A 14,841-nucleotide genomic window follows, 5' to 3' on the forward strand; every position below is an offset into this window, starting at 1 on the left:
TTCGCCCCAAAGAGGGCTACGGGATAACCCTCTGCGTTCTCGGGTATCGGTCACCGGCCGCGCGCTCGTGCAGACATCCGCCATCGGCGAGACAATGGCTGCGCCTTTGTCCGCCGGGCGGCCCGGGGCAGTCCAACCCAGCTCCTTGCGCATGTCATCTCCGCCCGCCGCTTCGACCTCCTCCTCTTCGCCCTCTTCCTCGTTCTCCCTGCGACGCATCGCGGTGGCGGCCTTCGGCCCGTCGCTGCTGTTCGGGCTGGGCGAGGGCGCCATCCTGCCCATCGTGCCGCTGACGGCGCGCGGCCTGGGCGCCTCCGTCTCGATGGCGGCGCTGATGGTGGCGATGATCAGCATCGGCTCGCTGCTCAACAACGTGCCGGCCTCGGTGATCACGACGCGCTGGGGCGAACGCTGGGCCATCGTCGCGGCGGGCGTGTGGAGCGGTCTCGGCATGGCCCTCTGTGTGTGGACCTCGCACCTCGGCCTGTTCGCTGCGGGATGCTTCATGGTCGGCATGTCGCAGGCCGTCTACAACCTGGCGCGCCAGAGCTACATGAGCGACGCGGTGCCCATCGAATACCGTGCGCGGGCGCTGTCGACCCTGGGCGGCGTGATGCGCATCGGCATGTTCATCGGCCCCTTTCTGGCGGCGGGCGCGGTGCAGGCGTTCGGCCTGTCGGCGGCCTATGCGGTCGGCATCGTCGCGGTCATGGGTGCGGCGGCGCTGGGTGCGCGCATTCCCGACCTGGAGGCGCCGCCGCTCCCCGCCGGGCATGAGCCGCCCGCGCCGACGACCATCGTCTCGACGCTGCGGGATCACCGGCGCGTGCTTCTGACGCTGGGCCTGGGCGTGATGCTGGTCAGCGCTGTGCGGGCCTCCCGCCAGGCTGTGATCCCGTTGTGGGCCGACCACCTCGCGCTGGCGCCCTCGACGGCTTCGCTGATCTACGGGCTGGCCGGCGGCATCGACATGCTGGTGTTCTATCCGGCCGGCCAGGTGATGGACCGCAAGGGCCGGCGCTGGGTCGCGGTGCCGTCGATGGTGATCATGGGGCTGGCGATGCTGCTGATGCCGCTGACCGCCGGTGCATTCACGCTGTTGCTGGCATCGCTGGCCATCGGCTTCGGCAACGGCATCGGCTCGGGGATGATCATGACCCTCGGCGCCGACCACTCGCCGCGCCACGGACGCGCGCACTTCCTCGGCGTGTGGCGCCTGATGTCCGACATCGGCGGCTCCTGCGGGCCGGCGCTGCTGTCGTTCCTGGCGGCGGCCTTGTCCCTGGCGACGGGTATCGCGATGACCGGGCTGATCGCCTTCGGCGCGGCGTGGACCCTGGCGTACTGGATTCCGCGGCACGGCGACCACGGCGGGCGAGGGCGCGGGCGCTGAGCAGCGCGCTCTCTACACTCAGCCCATGGCCAAGGACAAAACGCTTTACGTCTGCACCGAATGCGGCGGCACCAGCCCCAAGTGGCTCGGCAAATGCCCGAGCTGCGGCGCCTGGAACACGCTGATCGAGCAGGTCGCGCAGCCTGCGGGCGGCGCCAACAACCGCTTCGGCACGCAGTTCGCCGCGCTGGCCGGATCGGCCGAGCTGGCCACGCTGTCCGAGATCGAGGCCACCGACATCGCACGCACGCCGACCGGGCTCGATGAACTCGACCGCGTGCTGGGCGGCGGCATCGTCGATGGCGGCGTCACCTTGATCGGCGGCGATCCGGGCATCGGCAAGTCGACGCTGCTGCTGCAGGCCGTCGATGCGCTGCAGCGCGCCGGGCGCAATGCGATCTACGTCACCGGCGAGGAAAGCGGCGCCCAGGTGGCGCTGCGCTCGCGCCGGCTCGGGCTCGATCATTCGCAGGTGCAGGTGCTGGCCGAGATCCAGCTGGAGAAGATCCTGGCCACGCTCGACGCCACGCGGCCGGCGATTGCGGTGATCGATTCGATCCAGACCGTCTACTCCGATCAGCTCACCTCGGCGCCCGGCTCGGTGGCCCAGGTGCGCGAATGCGCGGCGCACCTCACGCGCTTCGCCAAGGCCAGCGGCACGGCGGTCGTGCTGGTCGGCCATGTGACGAAGGAGGGGGCGCTCGCCGGCCCGCGCGTGCTGGAGCACATGGTCGACACGGTGCTCTACTTCGAGGGCGATACGCATTCGAGCTTCCGCCTCGTGCGCGCCATCAAGAACCGCTTCGGCGCGGTCAACGAGATCGGCGTCTTCGCGATGACCGAGCGCGGCCTGAAGGGCGTCGCCAACCCGAGCGCGATCTTCCTGAGCCAGCATGCCGAGCCGGTGCCCGGCAGCGTGGTGCTGGTCACGCTCGAGGGCACGCGGCCGATGCTGGTCGAGATCCAGGCGCTGGTCGACAACGGCGGGCCGAGCCCGCGGCGCCTGTCGGTCGGGCTCGACCGCGACCGGCTGGCCATGTTGCTCGCGGTGCTGCACCGGCATGCGGGCGTGGCCTGCATGGACCAGGACGTGTTCGTCAACGCGGTCGGCGGCGTGCGCATCAGCGAGCCGGCGGCCGACCTCGCGGTGATGCTTGCGATCACCTCGAGCCTGCGCGGCAAGCCGCTGCCCAAGGGCTTCATCGCCTTCGGCGAAGTCGGCCTCGCGGGTGAAGTGCGGCCCGCGCCACGCGGCCAGGAGCGCTTGCGCGAGGCGGCCAAGCTCGGCTTCAGCGTCGCCGTGGTGCCCAAGGCCAATGCGCCTCGCCGCGGCGCGAAGGACATCGAGGGGTTGACCATCCATGCCGTCGAGCGCATCGAGGAAGCGATGGACATCGTGCGGCAGCTGCAGTGACGGCGTTTACCATCGGCGTCCTGCAGGCGGCCTTGACAATACAACCATGAAATACGGAAAAATCCTGACCCCCCTGATCGGCCTCGTGCTGCTCGGCGTGGCCTACCGCACCTATGGCTGGGCCGGCGTCGCGCTGGTCGGCGGCGCGCTCCTCATGTTCATGCTGCTGACCTTCAACCGCGCGATGCAGGTGCTGCGGCGCGCGGGCGATGCGCCCATCGGCTACGTGGCGAGCGCGGTGATGCTCAACGCCAAGCTCAAGCCGAAGGTCAGCCTGATGCACGTGATGGCGCTCACGCGCGCGATCGGCGAACTGCGCTCGCCCAAGGACACGCAGCCCGAGCTGTTCCGCTGGACCGACACCGGCGGCTCCTGGGTCGACGCGACCTTCGTCAACGGCAAGCTCACAGAATGGAAGCTGGTGCGGCCGGAGGTGGCGAGCGACGGGATGCCGTTGCCGGCCGACGCGCCGAGCGCCGATGCGGTCAGGCCCGGTGCGGCGGATGCGCTGCGGCCGCCGGTGTAGCTGCCTGCTCAGCGGGAGGCACGGCAGATCCATTTCTTGCCGCTGCCGAACCTCCCGATCGGTGCCTTGATTGAGCCACAGACGATCGAATAGACTCTTCTGGCAGCGATGAATCTGTCGCTGTAGTGATCAATCAGGGAGGTACTTCATGTTTAAAAGCCAAGAAGTAATTGTCAGTCGAGTTGCTCGAGTTTTCGTGAGTTGAGCCCCTACGAAATACAGTTTGTCAGTGGGGGAGACGATGGCGACGGCAGCTGTGGCGTCGGGGGCTGCGACGCAAGCGTAGGCGACGCAGTGTCAGCTGGTTCGCTGTCGGAAGTGACGGTGACGGCGACCGCCGATCCGGTGGGGTTCGCTGGCCCCGCCGCCACTTCACCAGCCTCCAATGTGCTATGGGCCGGATCGGGCATTACAGCTTTCGGTGCCGCAGCTCTGGCCGCAGTCGCAGCGCCCGAGTTGGCGGCTGCCGCGGCGCTGTTCGCCGCGACCGCGGCAATGTTCGGCATTGGGGCGGCCGTCGTGGGTGCAACAGGCAACTGAGATTGATCAAGCATTTCTTGATCGCAACCAATTTCGGTTCGTGCTACCTCAGGGTGGATTCCAAATGGAAGCGTGCCTTGCGTCTTGCGCCATGGATCGTGATGTTGCTCATGCTCAGCATGTCCATGGCGCTTGTGGCTGCTTCTTCGCAGCCGCAAGAAGCCGGCTTCGCCTCATTCTTCGTGGCCATCGGGCTGGGCACGTTGAGCACATTCCTGATCTATGCCGCGTTCTTCTCGTGGCGGATCGCTCTGAGCGCGATTCAAACCGAACGCTCGCCTCCGAACCCTTCCGATCAAATTGAGAAGATCGAATGGCGACCGTTTGGGTTCGTGTTGCTCGTGCTTGCCGTGGCGTCGTGTTTTTCTATGCGCTGAACGTCAGGTGGAAATGAAGACCTTGATGGGGCGAGTTTAGAAAGGCGCCGTCTCGTCAACGGAGGCTTCGACTGCGTGCGTACTCGCCTTGGACGCGGTGCCAAGCGACATCTCGCCCCCCAGCGCCTCCAGCAACGCCGGCACCAGCTGCCCCAGCTCCCCAGTCGCGATCGCCGCGTCGGCATCGAAGTTGTCTTCCTTGCCCGAGGCCGGCGCATCGTCGAGCGTGCCTTCGAGGAACACGATCTTGCGCAGCTGCAGGCCTTCGGTGAGCTCGAAGGACACGCGGTCGTCCCAGGTCATCGCGAGGCGCGTGGGGCGCTTGCCGTCGGCGATGTGCTGGCGCACCTCGTCGATGTCCAGCGGGTGCTTGGCGTAGCGCACCACGGCCTTCGATTCGTCGCTGGCCTTGAGCTCGCATTCGCGGTCGATGGTGAAGCCGGCCGGCGGCTCCTGCGTCGACAGCCAGCCCGACATGGCGGCGGCCGGTTCGACCTGCGTGTTGACCAGCGTGACGGCGAAGCCGTCGAGCGCCTTCACGAGGCTGGTCACGACCTCGTCGGCGCGTGCCGGGTTGCTGGCGTTCACGACCAGCCGGCGCGCCGCCGGATCGATCCAGGCCGCGATGCGCGCATGGCGCGTGAAGGCCAGCGGCAGCAGCTCGTGCGTGACGTCTTCCTTCAGCTCCTTCTTTTCCCGCTTGCCGGGCTTGCGGCCGGTCGTGGCCTCGATCTGCGCGGCGCGCTCGTCGACCTTGCGGCGCACCACCGAGGCCGGCAGCGTCTTGCTCTCGACCATGAATTCGAGCAGCCACTGGCCGCCGACCGATTCGACCAGCGGGCCGTGGTCCTCGCCGCGCGGCTCGGTCCAGCCGGCGGACTTCTCCTGCGACGGGCTGCAGGGGACGAAGCGCTGCGTGCCGAGGGCCTGCTCGACCTGGTCCAGCGGCTGCGACCATGAAGCTTCGATGCGATAGACGATGACGTTCTTGAAGACGGACACTGAGACGAACCCTTTTCTGGCTGGTTGGCAAAGCCGTGCATTGTCGGTGCGACGGCTTCGGGCGGCGCCGCTAAAATCGAAAGCTTTTGCGACATCCCTTCCCCGGCCCCAAAGGACACACAACATGAGCGCGCTGCCCCCCGCATTGGACGATCGTGACGGAAAGATCTGGATGGACGGCGATCTCGTCGAGTGGCGCGATGCCAAGATCCACGTGCTGAGCCATACGCTGCACTATGGCTGCGGCGCCTTCGAGGGCGTGCGCGCCTACAAGACCGTCAACGGCACCGCGATCTTCCGCCTGGCCGACCATACCGAACGCCTGTTCAACAGCGCCAAGATCCTGCGCATGAAGATCCCGTTCTCGCCCGAGCAGCTCAACGAGGCGCAAAAGCAGGTGGTGCGCGAGAACCAGCTCGACAGCTGCTACCTGCGCCCGCTGGTGTGGATCGGTTCCGAGAAGCTCGGCGTCAGCCCCAAGGGCAACCGCATCCACGCGATGGTCGCGGCCTGGGCCTGGGGCGCCTACCTCGGCGAAGAAGGCATGAAGCGCGGCATCCGCGTCAAGACCTCGAGCTACACGCGCCATCACGTCAACATCACGATGACGCAGGCCAAGGCGGTCAGCAACTACAGCAACTCGATCCTCGCCAACATGGAAGCGCTGGACGACGGCTACGACGAGGCCCTGCTGCTCGACGCCAGCGGCTTCGTGTCCGAGGGCGCGGGCGAGAACGTGTTCGTGGTCAAGGGCGGCGTGGTCTACACGCCCGACCTCTCGGCCGGCGCGCTCAACGGCATCACGCGCAACACCGTTCTGCACATCTGCAAGGATCTCGGCATCGAGCTGGTGCAAAAGCGCATCACGCGCGACGAGATCTACATCGCCGACGAAGCCTTCTTCAGCGGCACGGCGGCCGAGATCACGCCGATCCGCGAACTCGACCGCGTCGAGATCGGCATCGGCTCGCGCGGCCCGGTCACCGAGAAGATCCAGAACGCGTTCTTCGACATCGTGAACGGGCGCAATCCGAAATATGCGCACTGGCTGACGAAGGTCTGATCGCCATGCCCACCAACTCCGTGATCGAACTGCTGGCCAAGGATCTCAACGACCAGGGCGGCGTGTTCTGCCCGAACCCCAAGGCCGACATGCAGCTGTGGAGCGCACACCCCAAGGTGTACCTCGACGTCGCACGCACCGGCGAGGCCAAGTGCCCGTACTGCGGCAACGTCTACCGCCTCAAGGCGGGCGAGGCGGCGGGACACCACCACCACTGAGGGCGGCGGGCGGCGGCCCGCTGCGGCGCGGCAGCAGCCCGCGCCACGCATCGCCGGGCTCCTGCGCGAGCCGCAGGTAGACCATCGCGACCCACAGGATGCTCAGGCCGATCTGCGCATCGCGCAGCGCCGAATTGAGGCTGGTCGCGATCAGCACGACCAGCAGCGCGACGAAGGCATAGCGGCCCGGCAGGTCGTCGCGGCGCCAGGCCTGCCAGAGGCCCGCGAGCAGGATCGCCAGCAGGCTCAGCGCACCGGGAACGCCGGCCTGCGAGCCCATCCACAGGAAGTCGTTGTGCGGCATGTTGTAGTCCGCCAGCAGCTTCGGCCCGCGCAGGTGCCATTGCTGGGTCCAGCCGCCGATGCCCCAGCCTGCGAAAGGCCGGTCGATGATCATGCGCGCGGTGTCGCGGTACATGTAGAAGCGCACCACCCAGCTGCCTTCGGACACGGCACCGGCCTGTGCCTGTTCGAGCTCGTGCACGCCGAGCTCGAACTTCTGCTGCACCGTCGGTGTTTTCCAGAGGCCTGCGGCCACGACCACAGCGCCCAGCACCATCACCACCGCGAGCACCTTCAGCTGGCGCCGCCACTGGTGCACGCAAGCGGCCGGCAGCGCCACCAGCAGCGCCAGCAACGAGGTGCGCGAGGGCAGGTTGAGCGTGATGATCGCAAGCACCGCCCCGATCAGCGCAACGCAAGGCACGACCCGCCAGGGGCGATGTTCGGTCAGCGCCTTCAGACCGAAGACCGCCGCCGTCGCCGCCAGGATCGTGAAGAGCAGCGCGTTGCTGATCGACTTGTTGCCCACCAGCACCAGCACGCCGCGCCACGCTTCCCAGAGCGGAAAGCCGACCGAGTAGAAGAGTCCGATCATCACGATGTTCACGAGCGCGATCGCGATGAAGCCGCGCAGCGCCCAGATCGCTTCATCGCGCGTGAGCGCCAGCGCCATGAACACGGTGGCCGCGATGCGCAGCCCGTGCGTCAGGTTCGAGGCCGTCTCCGGATAGTGCGGTTCGAGCGCCAGCACGACCAGCGTCCACACCATGTAGGCCATCACGGGCCACCAGAGGAAATTGCCGCGCAGCCGCAGCGCCCGTTCGCGCCAGCCGCCGGCCGCGATCAGCGCCGCGAGCATCGCGAAGGCCGCGAGATAGACCACGCCGACCGGCATGAACACCGTGAACCCCCAGAACGCGGCCGCGGGGCGGGCGATGTTCGATCTCTGCATGGCGGCGATTTTAGGTGGCACCGCATCGGGCTTTGTGCCGGCCGCGTGAGCGGCAGGATCTTTGTTGATCTTGCGCCGATATTTGCTATCGCAGTTTCTGCCGTCCCTCTATATTCAGCCGCCGCATGGCGGTTGATGGCGCTCGCACGCGAGCTCGCCGACAGGGAGAAGACATTGAGCGAAGACCCGTTCACCCAGTTCCTCGATGCGCGCAGCCCCGATCTGCGGCGCATCAGTCGCGCGACCCAGGGTGAAGCATCGCTGGAAGACGTGCAGGCCGAAGCCTGGCTGATGGTCGCAGACTTCGCGCGCAAGGGCGTCGCGATCGACTTGCGGCAGCGAGAGCACCAGCAGTTGCTCATCTCTCACCTGTTCCAGCATCTGGTGCGCTACACCGAGGTGAAGGTGCGCCATGGGATTCGCCTGGATCACTCGCCGGGCGGCGCGGAGGGCGAGGTCCACCCGCTGGCGCGTCTGCTCGCCGCTGACGAAGGTTCGGACCCTTTGGTGACCTTGTTGGATCTGGAGGAGCGACGCAGGCTCGATGCACAAGCGGATCTCGGCCCCCACCAATCGCTGGCCGGTGCATACCTGTACTTGCTCGACCGTCTCGGCAATCGGATGACCGCACTTGCGGAGCATCTGCTGATCTCGCTGTCGTACTGTTATCAGCGATGCGCGCATGCGCGGACCCTGGCCGTGTATCAACAGGTGCTGCCTTCAGCCGCCATGGTCTCCGATCCTGCCTTCGTCCCGGGTGCCTGGCGGCACTTCCGCCTCGAACGGCAATCTGTTCAATTGAGCTTCGATTTCGATTCGGATGTGACCTTGTTCGCCGAAGGGCCGTGGTCTAGCGCGGCAAGGTGATCACGAAGCTTGCGCCGCCACCGGGCCGATCCTGGCATCGCACACTGCCCCCATGCCGCTCGGCAATCGACTTCACCAGCGCCAGCCCCAGCCCGACACCGCCATTGCGCTCGCTCGCGCCCGGCAGCCGGTAGAACGGTTCGAAGATGCGCTCGCGCAGCGCCGCCGGCACGCCGGGCCCGCGGTCGTTGACGCGGATCTCCGCCAGGCCGGCGCGGCTGCCGAGCTCGACGCTGGTCTGGCCGGCACCATAGCGGCGGGCGTTCTCCAGCAGGTTGCGGATCGCGCGGCGCAGCAGGCGTGGCACGCCGCGCACGGTGAGCGCATCGCTGTCGGTGTTCTCGGCGACTTCGAGTTCGGCATCGGCGCGCGCGCATTCCTCGGCGGCGAGGCCGGTGAGGTCGACCGTCTCGACGGTGCCCATGTCGGCCTCCTTGGCGTCGAGCCGGCTGGCCAGCAGGATCTCGTCGATCAGCTGGTCGAGCTCGCCGATGTTGCGCGAGATCTCGTCGCGCGCGCCGGCGCTGGGCCGCTCGCCCATCAACTCCAGCCCCATGCGGATGCGCGTGAGCGGCGAGCGCAGTTCGTGCGAGGCATTGGCCAGCAGCGACTTGTGCGAGCGCACCAGTTGCTCGATGCGCGCGGCCGCGGCGTTGAAGCGGCTGGACAGGTCGGCCACCTCGTCCTGGCCTTCTTCCGCGACGCGCACCGACAGGTCGCCTTCGCCCCAGCGCTGCACGCCGCGCTGCAGCGCTTCGAGGCGTTTGGTGATCCGGCGCACGATCGGATAGACACCCAACGCCACGGCGACGCCGACCAGCGCCACCATCCAGCCGAGACCGAAGGGCGTGCGCCACGGCGCCATGCCCGGCGAGCCGCCGGGCGGCCGGTCGCGCGGCGCCACCTGCAGCGTGATGGAGCGGCCATCGCCCAGCGTGACGTCGAATTCGAGGCCCTGCCCCGGCACCCGCAGCGCCTTGCCGCTGCCGATGGGCCGGTCCTTGTCGTCGAGCACCACGACGTCGCGCGGCACCGGGGCGAGCCGCTCTCGTTCGCTTTGCGCCGCTTCGCGCACGATCCAGTTGGCCATCAGCGTGAGGATGAACACACCGGCCACCACCGCCAGCCAGATGCGGACATAGAGGTGGCGCCGGTAGAGGTTCAGCAGCATCAGTCTTGCTGCTTGGCGAAGACGTAGCCGACGCCGCGCACGGTCAGGATGCGCTTGGGCGTCTTGGCATCGACCTCGATGGCTGCACGGATGCGGCCCATGTGGACATCGATCGAGCGGTCGAAGGCTTCGAGCTCGCGGCCGCGCACGGCTTCCATGATCTGGTCGCGCGTGAGCACGCGGCCGGCGCGTTCGGCCATCGCGACCAGCAGGTCGAACTGGTAGGACGTGAGGTCCGCCGGTTCGCCGCCGACGGTGACGGTGCGCGCATTGCGGTCGATCTCGAGCGTGCCGAAGCGCATCACCGTGGCGGCGGTGGCCTGGGTCGCGGTCTCGCCGCGCCGGCGCAGCACCGCGCGGATGCGCGCCAGCAGCTCGCGCGGCTCGAAGGGCTTGGGCAGGTAATCGTCGGCGCCGATCTCGAGACCGACGATGCGGTCCATCGGATCGCCCTTGGCCGTCAGCATGAGCACCGAGACCTTCGACAGGCCGTTGGGCAGCGCGCGGATGCGCCGGCAGATCTCCAGGCCGTCGGTGTCGGGCAACATCAGGTCGAGGATCACGAGGTCGGGCGAGCGCTGATGCAGCTGCTCGAGGCCGGTCGCGCCGTCCAGCGCGTGGGCGAAGCCAAAACCCGACTGGGTCAGGTACTCGCCGACCATCTGGGCCAGGCGGGCGTCGTCTTCGATCATCAGAAGTTGGGGCGTGCTCATGGTCTTAGCGTGGTCCTGTCGCACCAAGCGGGGTTGAAGGCTGCGTAAAGTTGGGTAAACCTCGCCGTCGTGCGGCGTGTCAGACGGCCGCGAAGAGCATGTCTTCGGCCGCCGCGCCGGCGGCGCGGGGGGCGGCCGGCTCTTCGGCCAGCAGCGCGCGCAAGGCCGTGCCTTCGAGGTCGGGATGGTCGCCGGTGGCGCGCTCGAGGATCTCGCGCGCCAGCGCGCCGAGCTGTGCGGTGGAGGCCCGCACGCGGGCCTTGAAGGCGTCGTCGTCGAGGTCGTCGTTGAGGCTGCGGTTGAGTTCGGCGAACCAGGGCAGCGCGGCCTGGTCGTGCATCACGGCCGCGTTGCGCTTGTCGCTCACGCCGGACCATGCGCGCAGGAAATCCTGCACCGCGAAGTTCAGGTGCTGGCAGTGCTGCAGCTCGTCGCGCACGCTGCCCAGCAGCGCCAGGTCGGTCAGCCGCCGATGGAAGAAGATCTGCGAGAGCACGCCCCAGTAATAGGTGTAGTCCCAGAGCACTTTCACCGGCAGCACCACGGGGTCGCCGAACAGCGGGTACTGGTCGGTGTAGAGCGCGAGGGTGCTCTCGTAGAACGAGTGGTAGATCTGGTCATAGAGCTGCGCGCGGGCTTCCAGCGCATGGCCGGCCCGGTCGTGCGCGACCAGGTCGGTGATGTAGGTGTTGCTCATCGCGATGAAATCGCTGCCGGGCGAATAGAACGGGTCGAGAAACAGCCCGGCCTCGCCGGTCAGCGCCCAGCGCTGGCCCGAGAACACCTGCTTGCAGCCATACGAGAAATTGCGGAAGAACGCGAAGTCCTGCAGCAGGTGGCGCTTGCCGTCGAGTTCGTCGTAAAGGCGCGGCTGGTAGGTCTGGAACCATTGCATCGCCTTGTCGAAGGTGTCGATGGTGTCCAGCGGATGCAGCCGCGGATCGGCCACGATGCCGACCGAATGCGAGCCCGAGGCCAGCGGGATCAGCCAGACCCAGTAGCCCGCGCCGACGAGGTGGTTGGTCGACAGCCAGCGCGCCTGCGGATTGCAGCGCGCGCGCCATGCGGGATCGTCGGACCAGTCGTCGATGGTGATGCGGTCGCCGATGCGGAACCACACCGCGTTGCAGTCGTGCGCGTTGGGCTGCGCGAGTCCGAGCTTGCGCTTGAGCATGCCGGCGCGGCCGCAGGCGTCGATCAGCCAGCGCGACTCGATCACGTGCGTCACGCCGTCCTGCGACCAGCGCAGCCGGTGCAGCGCGCGCGCGTCGGTTGCCAGCTCGATCTGGCCCACCAGTGCGCTGTCGATGAAGTTCACGCCATGGCGTGCGGCCTCTTCGGCCAGGTAGTTCTCGAAGATGCCGCGGTCGATCTGGTAGCTCGGCACCGACAGATAGCGGCTGGCGCCGATCTCGGTCACCTGGTCGATGTCGCGCCGGCCCTCGCTGAAGAAGAAACGAAAGCCGAACTTGCGCAGCTGCGCGCCATGCATGTGCGGCTTGAGGCCGAGCACGGTATCGAAATAGTGAGCGCCGATCTCGACCGACGATTCGCCGACCTTGTGCGTCGCATGAGGCACCGGGTGCGTGCGCCGCTCCAGCACCACCACGTCGATGTCGTCGAAGCGGCGCTTGAGCTGCAATGCGAGCGTCAGGCCCGCGAGGCCTCCGCCCATGATCACGACATCGTGCCGGCGGAGGAGGGTGTTCATCGATAGGGGCTCAGGGTTGCGGCATGAGCCGCAGTTGCAGGGACAGCACGGCCGACATCGGCATGCTCACGGATTCGGCGCCGCCGCGCGCCAGCGCCTCGAACAGCGGCAGCGCGTCGGCCATCGCATTGGCGTTGAGCGCGCGTGCCGCATCGGACTGCGCGGCCGCGGGCAGCGGTGCGCCGGAAACCAGCGACCACTCGAAGGCCGCGACCGTGCGTTCGGTGCGCTCCGGTGCCACCACGAGTGCCACGGCCAGCAGCTCGCGGCTGGTCGTCACGGAGGACAACGGCCCCACCGCCGGCATGTCGTAGCCGGCCAGCAGCACCGCCTGCCGGTCGGCGGCGCACTGGGCCGCGGCTTCGAGCAGGCCGGCCGCGAAGCTGCTTTCGTAGGCCGAGAGCGAGTTGCTGGCCGCCATGCAGCCGGTGCCGATGGTCCAGTAGCCGACCGCGGCGTTGTGCACCGAGTTGTGGAACTTGATCGGCGACAGCAGCTTCGGGTCGCTGGCCAGCGTGCTGCACATGTAGTCGTTGATGCCGAGGTCGCCGTGCGCGGAGGCGAACACGCAGGGCAGGTCGGCCGCCTTGCGTCCGGAGGATTCGACGGCCGCCGCCGCAACTTCGAGCGCGAGCGCCACCGTGTCGGGCGCGCGCCGCCGCTCGGCCGGTGCCAATAGCTGCGGCGAAGGCCGCTTGGCCGGCGGATCGGCCGGCGCGGCCTCGCCGCGGAACACCGCGCGTGCGCTTTCCCAGCCGGGCAGCGTCGGCGCCCAGAACGCGGGGCCTTCGATGTAGAGCGTGGGCGTGCTGCTCATGCCCCGGCTCCCTTGCCGAACACCAGCGAGCAGTTGTTGCCGCCGAAGCCGAAGGAATTGCTGAGGGCGTAGCGCACCTCGCAGCGCGCGGGTTTGAGCCGGATCTGCGGCCCGCAGTCGGCGTCGACCGTGGTGGTGTTGACGGTGCCGGGCTTCAGCCCGGTCTCGATCGCGAGCAGGCTGATCACGGCCTCGACGATGCCGGCCGCGCCCAGCGTGTGGCCGGTGAAGCCCTTGGTCGAGCTGGCATGCGTGCCGGCCGGAAAGCGGCGCGCGACGAGTGCGCCTTCGACCTCGTCGTTCTTCGCGCTGGCCGTGCCGTGCATGTTGATGTAGTCGATCGCATCGGTGGCCAGCCCGGCGCGCGCCAGCGCGTCGTCGAGCGCGCGCTCGGCGCCCAGGCCTTCGGGATGCGGCGTCGACATATGGTGGGCATCGCTCGCTTCGCCATAGCCCAGCAGTTCGAGCCGGCCCGCGCCGCGTTCGATCAGCGCGAAGCCCGCGGCCTCGCCGAGGCTGATGCCGTTGCGGTCGGCATCGAAAGGCCGGCAGCGTTCGGGCGACACCAGCTCGAGCGAGTTGAAGCCGAACAGCACGCTGCCGCACAGCGTGTCCACGCCGCCGACCACGGCCGCGTCGACCAGCCCGAGGCGGATCAGGCGCTCGGCCGAGGCGAAGGCCTTGGCGCTCGACGAACAGGCGGTCGAGATCGTCTCGGCCGGCCCTTCGAGGCCCAGCGCTTCCTGCACGAACAGCGCGAGCGAGTGCGGCGTGTGGACCGCCGGGCGCTGCTGGTCGGGCGGAAAGCGGCCGTCCACCAGCTGGGTATAGGACAGCTCGGTCTCACCGATGCTGGAGGTCGAGGTGCCGAGCACCAGCGCGATGCGCGCCGGGCCGTAGCGCTTGCGCGCCGCCGCCACGGCGTCGAGGAAGCCATCGGCCTGCAGGCCCAGCCACGCGAGGCGGTTGTTGCGGCAGTCCCATTTCGCCAGCGTCGCGGGCAGGCGAAGGTCTTCGAGGCCGTCGACACGGCCGATCCAGGTCGGCAGCGGCTGCGGTCCGAAATCATTGGCGCGCAGTCCGCTGCGCGACGCTTCGAGCGCGGCGACCAAGGGGGCCTTGCCGACACCGACCGCGCAAGTCGCGGTGTAGGCACTGATCTGGAGGGGTTGGATGCGAGAGGGCGGCACGATGAAAAGGCGGCAGGGGAAGAGGAAGGGGGTGAATTGTGAAAAACGTCACAGCCTACCAGCTGATGGCCCTGTCGCGGCGTCGGTCGAAACCCTGCGGTCGCGGCGCAGGGACATTGCGTCGCGGGCCCGCATTCAAGGCAGCGTGCTGAGGTGTGCCTGCGCGGCGGCCGCAAGCCGCTGGTCGAAGGTGGCCAGCGGCGCCCTGAGTTCCGCGGCCAGCCAAAGGTAGGCCGCGTCATGAGCCGAGAGCTCGTAGCGCGCGGCCAGCGCGTACTGCCCGGCGAGGTCGATCGGATGGAGTTCGATGTCATGGGCCTCGTAGTCGGCCAGTGCCTGGGCGAGCGAGTGCTCCGGCCAGCCCTGCCGGCGCTTCTTCAGGGCGACGCTGACGATCTCGTGGTCGAGCAGGCCGGGCGCCATGAGGCTCCGGCCCGCCAGACGCGCCAGCGCCTCGTCGCGCGCTGGCTCGTCGAACAGGACGGCACTGAGCGCGCTGCAGTCCACCACCATCGGCGGGCGCGGCAGGTACGCGGCCGGCGGCTCCGCGACGAAGACGGGGCGCGGCGCCGGGCTCATAAGGCAACCTCCGTGCTTCGCACTGC

The 14,841-nt window shown here is 68.3% G+C and carries 15 protein-coding genes; 7 read left to right on the forward strand and 8 right to left on the reverse strand.

Annotation, left to right across the window (positions count from 1 at the left end):
• Positions 1-151 precede the first annotated feature (151 nt).
• The 4 genes from WDLP6_RS01275 (at position 152) to WDLP6_RS01290 (ending at position 4,250) form a co-directional block, all read left to right on the forward strand.
• Complete coding sequence (locus WDLP6_RS01275) at positions 152-1,393, forward strand: MFS transporter (protein ID WP_174259834.1); 1,242 nt, start codon at positions 152-154, stop codon at positions 1,391-1,393.
• A 25-nt stretch (positions 1,394-1,418) separates the two neighbouring features.
• Entirely contained in the window at positions 1,419-2,807 is a 1,389-nt protein-coding gene (gene radA / locus WDLP6_RS01280; RefSeq protein WP_162590887.1) for a DNA repair protein RadA, read from the forward strand.
• 46 nt (positions 2,808-2,853) lie between these two features.
• Entirely contained in the window at positions 2,854-3,333 is a 480-nt protein-coding gene (locus WDLP6_RS01285) for a glycerate kinase (protein WP_162590888.1), read from the forward strand.
• A 542-nt stretch (positions 3,334-3,875) separates the two neighbouring features.
• Positions 3,876-4,250 (forward strand): hypothetical protein, encoded by a 375-nt coding sequence (locus tag WDLP6_RS01290; RefSeq protein WP_162590889.1) that lies wholly within the window; start codon positions 3,876-3,878, stop codon positions 4,248-4,250.
• A gap of 36 nt (positions 4,251-4,286) precedes the next feature.
• Here the strand turns inward: WDLP6_RS01290 and WDLP6_RS01295 are convergent, their stop codons facing one another.
• Positions 4,287-5,252, reverse strand: coding sequence for a recombination-associated protein RdgC (locus tag WDLP6_RS01295; protein WP_162590890.1), 966 nt, complete (start codon positions 5,250-5,252; stop codon positions 4,287-4,289).
• 124 nt (positions 5,253-5,376) lie between these two features.
• Between WDLP6_RS01295 and WDLP6_RS01300 the strand changes: the two genes are divergently transcribed.
• Both WDLP6_RS01300 and WDLP6_RS01305 read left to right on the forward strand, forming a co-directional pair.
• The gene (locus WDLP6_RS01300; RefSeq protein ID WP_162590891.1) at positions 5,377-6,315 is read left to right on the forward strand and encodes a branched-chain amino acid transaminase; all 939 of its coding nucleotides are present in this window, start codon (positions 5,377-5,379) and stop codon (positions 6,313-6,315) included.
• Between the two features lie 5 nt (positions 6,316-6,320).
• Positions 6,321-6,533, forward strand: coding sequence for a zinc-finger domain-containing protein (locus tag WDLP6_RS01305; RefSeq protein WP_162565383.1), 213 nt, complete (start codon positions 6,321-6,323; stop codon positions 6,531-6,533).
• Here the strand turns inward: WDLP6_RS01305 and WDLP6_RS01310 are convergent.
• Positions 6,496-7,767, reverse strand: coding sequence for an O-antigen ligase family protein (locus WDLP6_RS01310; RefSeq protein ID WP_162590892.1), 1,272 nt, complete (start codon positions 7,765-7,767; stop codon positions 6,496-6,498). The two genes, WDLP6_RS01305 and WDLP6_RS01310, sit on opposite strands and share 38 nt — an antisense overlap.
• A gap of 135 nt (positions 7,768-7,902) precedes the next feature.
• Here WDLP6_RS01310 and WDLP6_RS34960 point away from each other — a divergent pair, with 135 nt between their 5' ends.
• On the forward strand, positions 7,903-8,634 hold the full coding sequence (locus WDLP6_RS34960) for a hypothetical protein (protein WP_232076931.1): 732 nt from the start codon (positions 7,903-7,905) through the stop codon (positions 8,632-8,634).
• Here the strand turns inward: WDLP6_RS34960 and WDLP6_RS01320 are convergent.
• The 6 genes from WDLP6_RS01320 to WDLP6_RS01345 form a co-directional block, all read right to left on the reverse strand.
• Positions 8,618-9,805: a sensor histidine kinase gene (locus WDLP6_RS01320; protein ID WP_162590893.1), complete on the reverse strand. Its 1,188-nt coding sequence runs from the start codon at positions 9,803-9,805 to the stop codon at positions 8,618-8,620. The genes WDLP6_RS34960 and WDLP6_RS01320 overlap by 17 nt on opposite strands.
• On the reverse strand, positions 9,805-10,518 hold the full coding sequence (locus tag WDLP6_RS01325; RefSeq protein ID WP_162565386.1) for a response regulator: 714 nt from the start codon (positions 10,516-10,518) through the stop codon (positions 9,805-9,807). Before WDLP6_RS01325 ends, WDLP6_RS01320 begins: the two co-directional genes overlap by 1 nt.
• A gap of 79 nt (positions 10,519-10,597) precedes the next feature.
• Positions 10,598-12,229 (reverse strand): NAD(P)/FAD-dependent oxidoreductase, encoded by a 1,632-nt coding sequence (locus tag WDLP6_RS01330; protein ID WP_162590894.1) that lies wholly within the window; start codon positions 12,227-12,229, stop codon positions 10,598-10,600.
• A 10-nt stretch (positions 12,230-12,239) separates the two neighbouring features.
• A complete protein-coding gene (locus WDLP6_RS01335; protein ID WP_162590895.1) occupies positions 12,240-13,046 on the reverse strand; it encodes a beta-ketoacyl synthase chain length factor in 807 nt (268 codons plus the stop codon).
• The gene (locus WDLP6_RS01340; protein WP_232076932.1) at positions 13,043-14,236 is read right to left on the reverse strand and encodes a beta-ketoacyl-[acyl-carrier-protein] synthase family protein; all 1,194 of its coding nucleotides are present in this window, start codon (positions 14,234-14,236) and stop codon (positions 13,043-13,045) included. The genes WDLP6_RS01335 and WDLP6_RS01340 overlap by 4 nt, the downstream gene beginning before the upstream one ends.
• Positions 14,237-14,371: 135 nt before the next feature.
• Positions 14,372-14,815, reverse strand: a complete 444-nt coding sequence (locus WDLP6_RS01345) for a type II toxin-antitoxin system VapC family toxin (RefSeq protein ID WP_162565389.1) — start codon at positions 14,813-14,815, stop codon at positions 14,372-14,374.
• Positions 14,816-14,841: the final 26 nt, after the last annotated feature.

The sequence above is a fragment of the Variovorax sp. PBL-E5 genome (genome assembly GCF_901827185.1).
In the GTDB taxonomy this organism is placed as follows: Bacteria; Pseudomonadota; Gammaproteobacteria; order Burkholderiales; family Burkholderiaceae_C; genus Variovorax.